7 protein-coding genes are annotated in these 8,114 nt (G+C 50.6%); 1 reads left to right on the top strand and 6 read right to left on the bottom strand.

The features are described 5' to 3' along the window. Positions 1–51: 51 nt before the first annotated feature. The gene (locus DW922_RS11745) at positions 52–462 is read right to left on the bottom strand and encodes a ribonuclease Z (protein WP_118720423.1); all 411 of its coding nucleotides are present in this window, start codon (positions 460–462) and stop codon (positions 52–54) included. A 409-nt stretch (positions 463–871) separates the two neighbouring features. Here DW922_RS11745 and DW922_RS11735 point away from each other — a divergent pair, with 409 nt between their 5' ends. Continuing rightward, positions 872–1,624, top strand: coding sequence for a LytTR family DNA-binding domain-containing protein (locus DW922_RS11735; protein WP_118726660.1), 753 nt, complete (start codon positions 872–874; stop codon positions 1,622–1,624). 5 nt (positions 1,625–1,629) lie between these two features. Here DW922_RS11735 and DW922_RS11730 read toward each other — a convergent pair whose 3' ends face one another. The 5 genes from DW922_RS11730 to DW922_RS17695 form a co-directional block, all read right to left on the bottom strand. Further along, on the bottom strand, positions 1,630–4,317 hold the full coding sequence (locus DW922_RS11730) for a ComEC/Rec2 family competence protein (protein WP_118726659.1): 2,688 nt from the start codon (positions 4,315–4,317) through the stop codon (positions 1,630–1,632). A 73-nt stretch (positions 4,318–4,390) separates the two neighbouring features. Continuing rightward, the gene (locus DW922_RS11725; protein WP_243032206.1) at positions 4,391–5,359 is read right to left on the bottom strand and encodes a GerMN domain-containing protein; all 969 of its coding nucleotides are present in this window, start codon (positions 5,357–5,359) and stop codon (positions 4,391–4,393) included. A 12-nt stretch (positions 5,360–5,371) separates the two neighbouring features. Next, complete coding sequence (locus DW922_RS11720) at positions 5,372–6,823, bottom strand: ATP-binding protein (protein ID WP_118726658.1); 1,452 nt, start codon at positions 6,821–6,823, stop codon at positions 5,372–5,374. Beyond that, positions 6,813–7,715: a DegV family protein gene (locus tag DW922_RS11715; protein WP_118726657.1), complete on the bottom strand. Its 903-nt coding sequence runs from the start codon at positions 7,713–7,715 to the stop codon at positions 6,813–6,815. Before DW922_RS11715 ends, DW922_RS11720 begins: the two co-directional genes overlap by 11 nt. A gap of 90 nt (positions 7,716–7,805) precedes the next feature. Then, the coding region (locus DW922_RS17695; RefSeq protein WP_195715058.1) for a hypothetical protein at positions 7,806–8,114 on the bottom strand (309 nt) is incomplete at its 5' end.

Raw genomic sequence — 8,114 nt, 5'->3', positions numbered from 1 at the left:
GTGAGTTGCCGAAAAGCAACTCACACGGCCCTATTAAAGTTAATCAAATTGTTATTCCCTCACATAACGCTCCTGCGTGATTTTCTCATGCGAATACCCTTCAAATTCTTCTGTCTGCGCCAATTTCCACACCGACAGATCCAGAGTACAGTATAAATCTGCCGGATAACTGCGGTTCCAGCGAAACAGAATCACCCCTTCCACATTTTCTGCGTACTCAGCTGGGTCCTGGTCTTCAATCAGGCAATATTCCCCGGATGGAATGTTTTGAAAGCCATCTTCGGTTACCTGAATGCGGCTGGCTGCTTCATCTGGAAACTGCCCCATGCTGTATGCATTCATCCACAGCTTCTTCCCATTTGTCAGCTCCAGCATATGCTGACGCAGCGTCCGGTCCTGACTCTGGCGGCGCTTGTTGAACATCATTCCATTGTGATCGTCTACACATACCATAATGATCATATTGTACTTTTCCCCCCTTGATTATATTTCATCGCATCAGCTCCTTCTTCAATGCCATAAGATCTTCATAGTTGACGGAAGTATCAAAGGCATTTCACTGTCTTGTCTTTAAATAAGCTAATCATATTTTCAACCAGAGTTTTATGAAAATGATTTTCCACTTCATCTATCTAAAACATCATTTTTGTTCTAATCTCTTTGTAATCTGTTGCAATCTCACAAAAGCTTTTCAGGTTGCCTTCGCTTATTACTACTTGCTGTTTGCACCACATGTGAACCATATCCATTATCGTTTATATGTGTGTATCCATCAATACATTTTTCATTTTACACCGCATTTATTCCATGTTACACTGGTTGTATGCAAATGCAAAACATTAGCATACATACTTTTTGATGAGGTGATTTTATGCATTACGCGATCGTAGAAGACCGGACCGAAGACCAGGAGTATCTTTCCGGGCTGATCCGGGAGGAACATAAAAAAGCGGGAATCCCTGCAGATTTTTCCTGTTATCCGAGTGGAGAGGCATTTTTGCAGGAATTTACCCCCGGCGCATTTCAGGCTATTTTTCTGGATATCATGTTAGATAAAAACGGGCTCAACGGCATCGAGACTGCCCGGCGCCTGCGCCGTCTGTCCAAGCGGATCCCTATCATTTTTACGACCTCCGAGCTGGATTTTGCGCTGGAGGGCTACGAGGTGCATCCACTGGATTATCTCTTAAAGCCAGTGAAGCCGGAAAAGCTTGCCTGGTGTCTTCAGGAAATCCGGGAATATCTGGCGGTGCCATCCTGTCTCACCATTCCGGTCAGCTCCGGGCAGGGAGCAGCCCCCATAAACCGTCCTCTCTCGCTTGATGATATCCTGTATGTGGAAAAATCCGGTCACTGCCTGCTGATCCACACCATGCAGGAAATCATCCGTACCCGCATGCCGTTTTCGGATTTTCTGACTTTGCTGCCAAAATCCGGCAGCTTTTATCTGAACAGCAAAACACTTCTGATAAATTTTGCCCAGGTCCAGTCTATTTCCGAGGACAGCAAAATTCTTTTAAAAAACGGGGAGAGCGTTTTCTGCAGCCGCAGGAGCAGAAAAGAGACTCAGGATGCTTATTTTTCCTATGTATTTCACAATTTGCGGAATGATGAGGCATACTGAATACGTCATTTCCCTTTCATCGTTTCCAGCCTGATCCGGTGCCCGTCTGTTTTCCAGATGATGGCACCGCTTTTTGTTGTGAGCAGAATGCTGCTGCCGCAGTCTGTAAGACGTTTTATCGTATCCGGGTGCGGATGTCCGTACCGGTTCTTTTTCCCACAGGAGATCACCGCGCAGTCTGGCTTCAGCCACGAAAGAAATTCCTCACTGCTGGAATAAGCGGAACCGTGGTGTGCAGTCTTCAAAACCCAGATGTCCCCAGTTCCTGTTTCTGTTTTCATCTTCCGTTCCTGTCCGTTTCCCTTTTTCTTTCCTATGCCCACTTCTTTTCCTGTTTCTAGTTCATTTGCAGCCACATGCTCTGCCCCTTTTTCCTGCTGCTCCAGACGGAGCAGCTTTTCCTCTCCGTTTGCGCTCATATCTCCGGTTAATAACATATGAAAAGAATCATAATCCAGCCGGAAGACCAGAGAGTGCTCGTTCCGGTCTGTTTCCGCACGGATTTCTGGTTCTGTTTTTTCCACTTGCATCTGCTTCTGGCGTTCAGATCTGGAAGAATACCGGCTTTCCGGATACAGGCATGTGAGTGCCAGCTTTCCTTTTCCTGCCTCCTTCCAGTTATCCCCGCGTGCAGCCCAGACCACATGACCGCCCTGTTTCTCACACAATCCTTTTAACCGCTCATATACCTCTTCCCCTTTTCCGGCTTCCGGCAATACCAGAGTCTTTACATTCATGAAACCATCTGCATTCTGTTCCATCAGCCAGCTTAACCCACTGATATGGTCCCAGTCTCCATGGCTGACAATAGCCAGATCTATGGACCGGATCCCCTTGCTTTTAAAAAATGGATCTAAGCTGTACTCTCCCAGCTTTTTCTGGTCGGTGCTGCCTCCGTCGACCAAAATCACCTCTTTCTTTGTGCAGATACAGATGCCATCTCCCTGACCGGTATCTAAAACTGTTACTTCAAGTCCCCGGACTGCGGGTGTATGCAAAAATGCCAGACCCAAAAGCAGCGCAAACACAAGAAAATACTCCCGGAAGCTTCCGGAAATTTCCCGGATTTTCAAGGTCAATACCAGAAATACTCCCAGCACCAGATAATACACCACGATCTGCCAAAGCTCAGGCCGCCCCATGAGCAGGCTGCTTCCGGGCAGTTTCATGAACCATCTGCAGCAAAGCTCATACCAGGAGAGAACTGCGCGTCCCCCTCCGGTCAGAAACGCGCCACCCTGTATCGTAAAAAGGCTGCTAAGAAGCCCTCCGGCCCCACTTCCCACAATGATTCCCGCAAGCGGTACCACCAGCAGATTTAGGAAGATCCCATATAACGGATAGGCAAAAAAATGCCACAGCACCACAGGCAGGGTAACAAGCTGCATGCAAAGGGTCAGGCGCAGCGTCTGCTCCCAGACATGCCCTGCTGCCCAACCAGCCGCTTCCCCAGCAACTGCTCCTGTTGCTTTTCCAACATTTTGTCCATCACATTCTCTAACAACATTTCCCACAACTTCTATTCCGACTTTTCTCCTGGCTTCTATCCAAGTTTCTCCCCCCGCAATTTCCCTGCCGCACTCCAGCTCCTTCGCCAGCCCGATACCACCAATTGCTGCAAAAGACAGCTGTACCCCTGCCTGATCGATCAGGTAGGGACTATGCCACAAAAGCAGCAGCGCAGACAGGCCCATAGCCGATAACAGATCGTAGGTCCTGCCCAGATACGCAGCCGCAAACCCGCACAGTGTCATGACCAGGGCACGCAGGACAGATGGCGATGCCCCGGTCAGAACGCTGTAAATGACCAGGATCATTCCTCCTGCCACAGCTGCCTTTCCATATCCTGCTCCGGCCCTGCGCAAAAGCCCATAAGCTGCCACACTGACCAGTGACAGGTGCAGGCCACTTACCGCCAGCAGATGCGCAATACCATTTTTCTGATACAGATCACGGATTTCTTCCGTCATACCGCTCTTGTCACCCAGCAGCATGGCGGAAAAGATACCTCCGTCCTCCTCCCCTGCTAACAGCTTCAGCCGGTCCGATGCCCAGCCCCGGAAACGCAAAAGTCCATTTGCAGGAGCCGCAAAGAGACTGTGCCATACCTGCACGTTTTCTTCTGCTCTCCGCACACTCCTTGCAAACACTCTCCAGACCAGCTTCTGTCCGCGGTAATATGCGGCATAATCGAATCCACCCGGGTTGGAGGCAGGCTCAAACGCTGTAAATTCGCCCCAGACCCGCACGCATTCCCCGATCCGGTACCTCTCAGCCTGCTCTGCCTGCATCTTCTTTTTCCAGATCCTCTGGTCTGTTTTTCCTGCAGAATTCTCTGCTCCTCCAGCTGTATTCTGCTCCGCTTTCTCCCGCTCCACATACACCTGCAGATACCGGAGCCCGCCTTCCTTCGTCTGCACCTGCTTTAGCAAAAGGACCGTCCATGCGTCCTTTTCTTCTATGGAAGCAATGCGTCCTTCCCCGTAGGTACTTTCTACTTCCAGCACCAGCCCCTGCTCTGCAAGCACGCTCCGCGCTTCCTGGTACCCACGCGCCATGCCTAGCAATACAAAAAGGGGCAGAAGCCTGATTCCTAAGCTCCTGCCCCAGAATATTGATCTGTGCCAGACCACTAACGCAGCCACCGCACACAGCACCAGCGCCGCCGCAAAAAGCGGTGCCAGCTCTTTCATTGTGCCCTGATGCAGGATTACGGCCTCTCCAAGTACGAATCCCCCTGTCAAAAGCAGCAATGGATGTCTGATATTAATTTCCTCCGATATAATCGAGATTCCTCTCGAACAGCGTATTCAATGAGATATTTTCCCGGAATGTAACCTCCTGGGAACCGCTTACCGTGATCTGCACCCGGTTTACATTGGACAGCTCCGATAACGAGTTCACGATGGAGTAGATCGGAATATAATCCTTTACCTCCAGGGAATTGTTTAAAAATGCCGCATCAAAATTGACATAGCAGACATTTTCGTTGACGGAAACATTTAAGATCTTGATGTCGGAATTTAAGGTTGGCATCAGTCCGGGCTGCTTCGGCCCGCTGATCAGTTCCTCGATGATGACCCGCTCCACAGAGGTATTCACATTGTGCATGACACTCCGTTTTTCCGGAAACAGCATGGTTCCGTCGGCATTGGTAAAATACAAAGTCAGCTCTGTGCGCTCGTAGGCGTTGACATCGGTGATGCTGTCCACAAAATCGGCTGCCGAGATTGGTCCTGACGGCATCCCGTTTTTGTCTAACAGCGGCTGGTCCCCCGAATAGATGCTGATGTATTCGATCCCCGGAACCTGTGTCAGTGTCCGGGCCAATGCTGCCCGGCATAGAATTTCCTGGCAGGCGTTCATGCTAGTATAATTATTATCGAAAAACAGATACAGCACGTTGTCATCCCGGCGGCAGCCCTGGTAGACCACCTTATCCGATAAGACCGCCTGTGCCTCCAGGTCGGCTGGCACATGCAGCATGCTTTCCATCAGCTCCCCGACCAGACCTTCCGTGTCGGTTGTTTTTGTGCGGTAGGAATGCGGGATCAGCTTCGTTACCGACTGGTTCATATAATAAATCTGGTATTCTGTCTCGCCCTCCTGCAGGGGTGTCTCCTGCTTCCGGCACCCGGCTAAAAGCACACACGCAGCCAGAAGGACCAGAAGCAAACCTATTCTGACACAAAAATCCATCTTGTGGATTTTACGCTTATTCTGTGATCGTTCCATAAATTTCTCCTGCTAGGCAATATAGTTTAACGGAATGCGCAGCGTAAAGGTGCTTCCCTCGCCCTCTTTGCTGGAAAGCTTGATGGCGCCCTTATGCATCAGCACCACATTACGGGTGATGGCAAGGCCAAGGCCGCTGCCGCCCGTCTCCCTCGAACGCGCTTTATCTACCCGGTAGAAACGCTCAAAAATGCGGTCCTGAACGTCCTCCGGAATGCCAATGCCGGAATCCTGAACCTTGAGATAAAAGAATTTATGGTCTGCATCCAGGGTGACCCGCACCCAGCCCTCTTCCATGTTATACTTGATGGCATTTTCCACCAGGTTTGTGATGGCGAGCGACAGCTTCATCTCGTCGACATCGGCGGTGACCTCGCGGATGCTCTCGAAGATCAGCTCCACCTTCCGGCGGTTTGCGATCGGCTTTAGCCGCTTTAAGATCTGCTCGACCAGCGTGTTTAAGTTCACCTGGGTGATATTTAGCTCTGCCTCGGATTTGTCCATCTTGACCAGACTTAAAAGATCGTCGATGATCTTGCTTTCCCGGTCGATCTCATTGGAAATATCCTCCATGAACTCCCGGTAAAGCTCCACCGGCACCTCGCCCATGCCCATCAGGGAATCTGCCAGTACGCGGATGGAGGTGATCGGCGTCTTTAACTCATGCGATACATTCGATACAAACTCCTGGCGGGACTGGTCCACCTCCTGCAGCTTTGTGATGGTCTGTGCAACGGAACTGGAAATATCCCGCGTCTCCCGGTATGCCTCAGAGCTGATATCTGTGTCCAGTGCGCCCTGCTCCACATGGTGCAGCCGCGCCTGGAACTCTTTGAACGGGCGGACCATCATGGCAGCTGCAAGCACTGCAGCCAGAATCAGCACCAGGATCAGGATCACCTGAAATAAGATCAGCCGGTCACCGACTGCATCGGTCAGGCGCACCATGGACTCAGTGGAGGCTGTCATCACCAGAACACCTTCGATATTTTTGTCCGGTGCCAGGCTGTAGATCGGCATCGCCTGTGCAAAATAATGCTTTTCGCGATTGTAGCGGCTCACCGTCTCGCCCTGAAAACTCCGGATAACGGTTTCCGCAATGTGCATGCGGTTTTCCGCGATATGGAAGGTATCCTGTACGATCTTAAAATCCCGGTTGACCACCACGATCCGCCCATTATAGACATCTGCGATGGTCTCGATCTCACTGTTTAAGCTGCTCCGATCCTCCCCGCTCAAATACCCGGTGCGGGCGATCTTGCTGCTTAGGATCTGGCACTGGTTCTGCACCTCGACCATACGCTCATCGATCTGGGTCTGCTTTAAGGAGCTCAAGATTGTCTGCGTGCACAAAAACATCGGGATGATGCCAAACAGCACCAGGCAGATGGTGATCGGCACCTTTAAGCTGACTACCCGCTTTTTCAGCCAGGGAATCTGCAGTTTTTTCATTTTATAAGCCATAGCGTTTCCGTTCTGCCCCGATATCGATCTTCTTGGACATGGCGATTGCCAGAGAGCCCGGTCCGATGTGGCACGCAATGCTTAAGGACAGCGGTGCCTGATACACCTCACCGGCTGCCGGATACTGTGCTTCGATCTCCTTTGCGAACTCTTCTGCCAGCTCTGTATTCTGGGTATGTGCCACGAAGATCCAGGTATTTTCTGCCTTTGGGTCTGCGTAGCGCTCAGTAAGATCCTTCTCAGCCGCAGAAAGCATCGTCGCACGCGCCTGCTTCATGGTGCGGACCTTAGAGAAAGAATCCAGCTTTTCGCCCTGGATCTGGAGCACCGGCTTAATACGCAGCAGCGTACCAAGTGCAGCTGCTGCCGGTGTGATGCGGCCACCCTTTTTCAGATATTTTAAGGTATCCACCGTAATGTAAATGCTGGATTCCATTTTGACGCGCTCTAAGATCTCGAAGATCTGCTTTCCGCTAAAGCCAGCCTCTGCCAGCTCCTTCGCATCCATTGCGGCACGGCGCTGGGTCACGGAAATGCGCTGGTTATTCACGACAAATACCTTATCTTCATAGGGCTCATCCTGTGCCAGCATACGGGCAGTCTGACAGGATCCGCTCAATCCGCTGGACATCGGAATGTGGACGATCTGCTCGTAGCCCTGTGCAAATAAGCTGTCCCACAGATCTGTAACCGCCTGCGGGGAAGGCTGGGAAGTACTGATGTCCGCATCTTCCGCCTGACGTTTGTAAAATTCTTCCTGGGTCAGGTTGATATCCTCCTCAAATGTTTCACCGTTGATCATAAATGGCATCGGCAGCACATAAAACCCCATGGTTTTTGCCTGCTCCTGAGTAATTCCGCTGTTGCTGTCCGTTACGATTGCAATTTTCATACTCTGCTTCTTCCTCCTTCCGGGGTATGGTGAACCGGTCTGGACCGGTTTTGTTTCTTCCTCTCTCTCTTGTACTCGTTACATTCTATCTCATTTTTTATGGAAATGGAAGCAGTATTTCATCTTGGAAGGAAAAAGAAACTGTGTTAGGATAGTGAGCGGGAACCCGGTCATTTCATTGCCGGTGTCGTTCGCAACATCTGCGGTTTCCCTATTACAAACGAAAAGGAGTATTTTCATGGAAACTGTTACCCTGGGACTTTTTTCCCTTATTCTGATAACCTGTCTTATCTTCGGGCTTCCTACCCTGTATGCCCTCTTTGCAGGACTCATCCTCTTTAGCGGATATGCAGTGACATACTCCCACCACTTAGCTAGCGCCTGAAGTGGGGGCTTCTC

This window comes from Clostridium sp. AM42-4, from assembly GCF_003480105.1.
Lineage (GTDB): Bacteria > Bacillota > Clostridia > Lachnospirales > Lachnospiraceae > Brotaphodocola.
The sequence above is the reverse complement of the archived record's forward strand: the minus strand, read 5'-3'. Positions and strand labels throughout refer to the sequence as shown.

What these genes read in the sequence shown, in the direction of transcription:
- DW922_RS11720 (WP_118726658.1), bottom strand. Translation starts at nt 6,823, where the DNA reads ATGGCTTATAAAATGAAAAAACTGCAGATTCCCTGGCTGAAAAAGCGG.
- DW922_RS11715 (WP_118726657.1), bottom strand. Translation starts at nt 7,715, where the DNA reads ATGAAAATTGCAATCGTAACGGACAGCAACAGCGGAATTACTCAGGAG.
- DW922_RS11735 (WP_118726660.1), top strand. Translation starts at nt 872, where the DNA reads ATGCATTACGCGATCGTAGAAGACCGGACCGAAGACCAGGAGTATCTT.
- DW922_RS11745 (WP_118720423.1), bottom strand. Translation starts at nt 462, where the DNA reads ATGATCATTATGGTATGTGTAGACGATCACAATGGAATGATGTTCAAC.
- DW922_RS11725 (WP_243032206.1), bottom strand. Translation starts at nt 5,359, where the DNA reads ATGGAACGATCACAGAATAAGCGTAAAATCCACAAGATGGATTTTTGT.
- DW922_RS11730 (WP_118726659.1), bottom strand. Translation starts at nt 4,317, where the DNA reads ATGAAAGAGCTGGCACCGCTTTTTGCGGCGGCGCTGGTGCTGTGTGCG.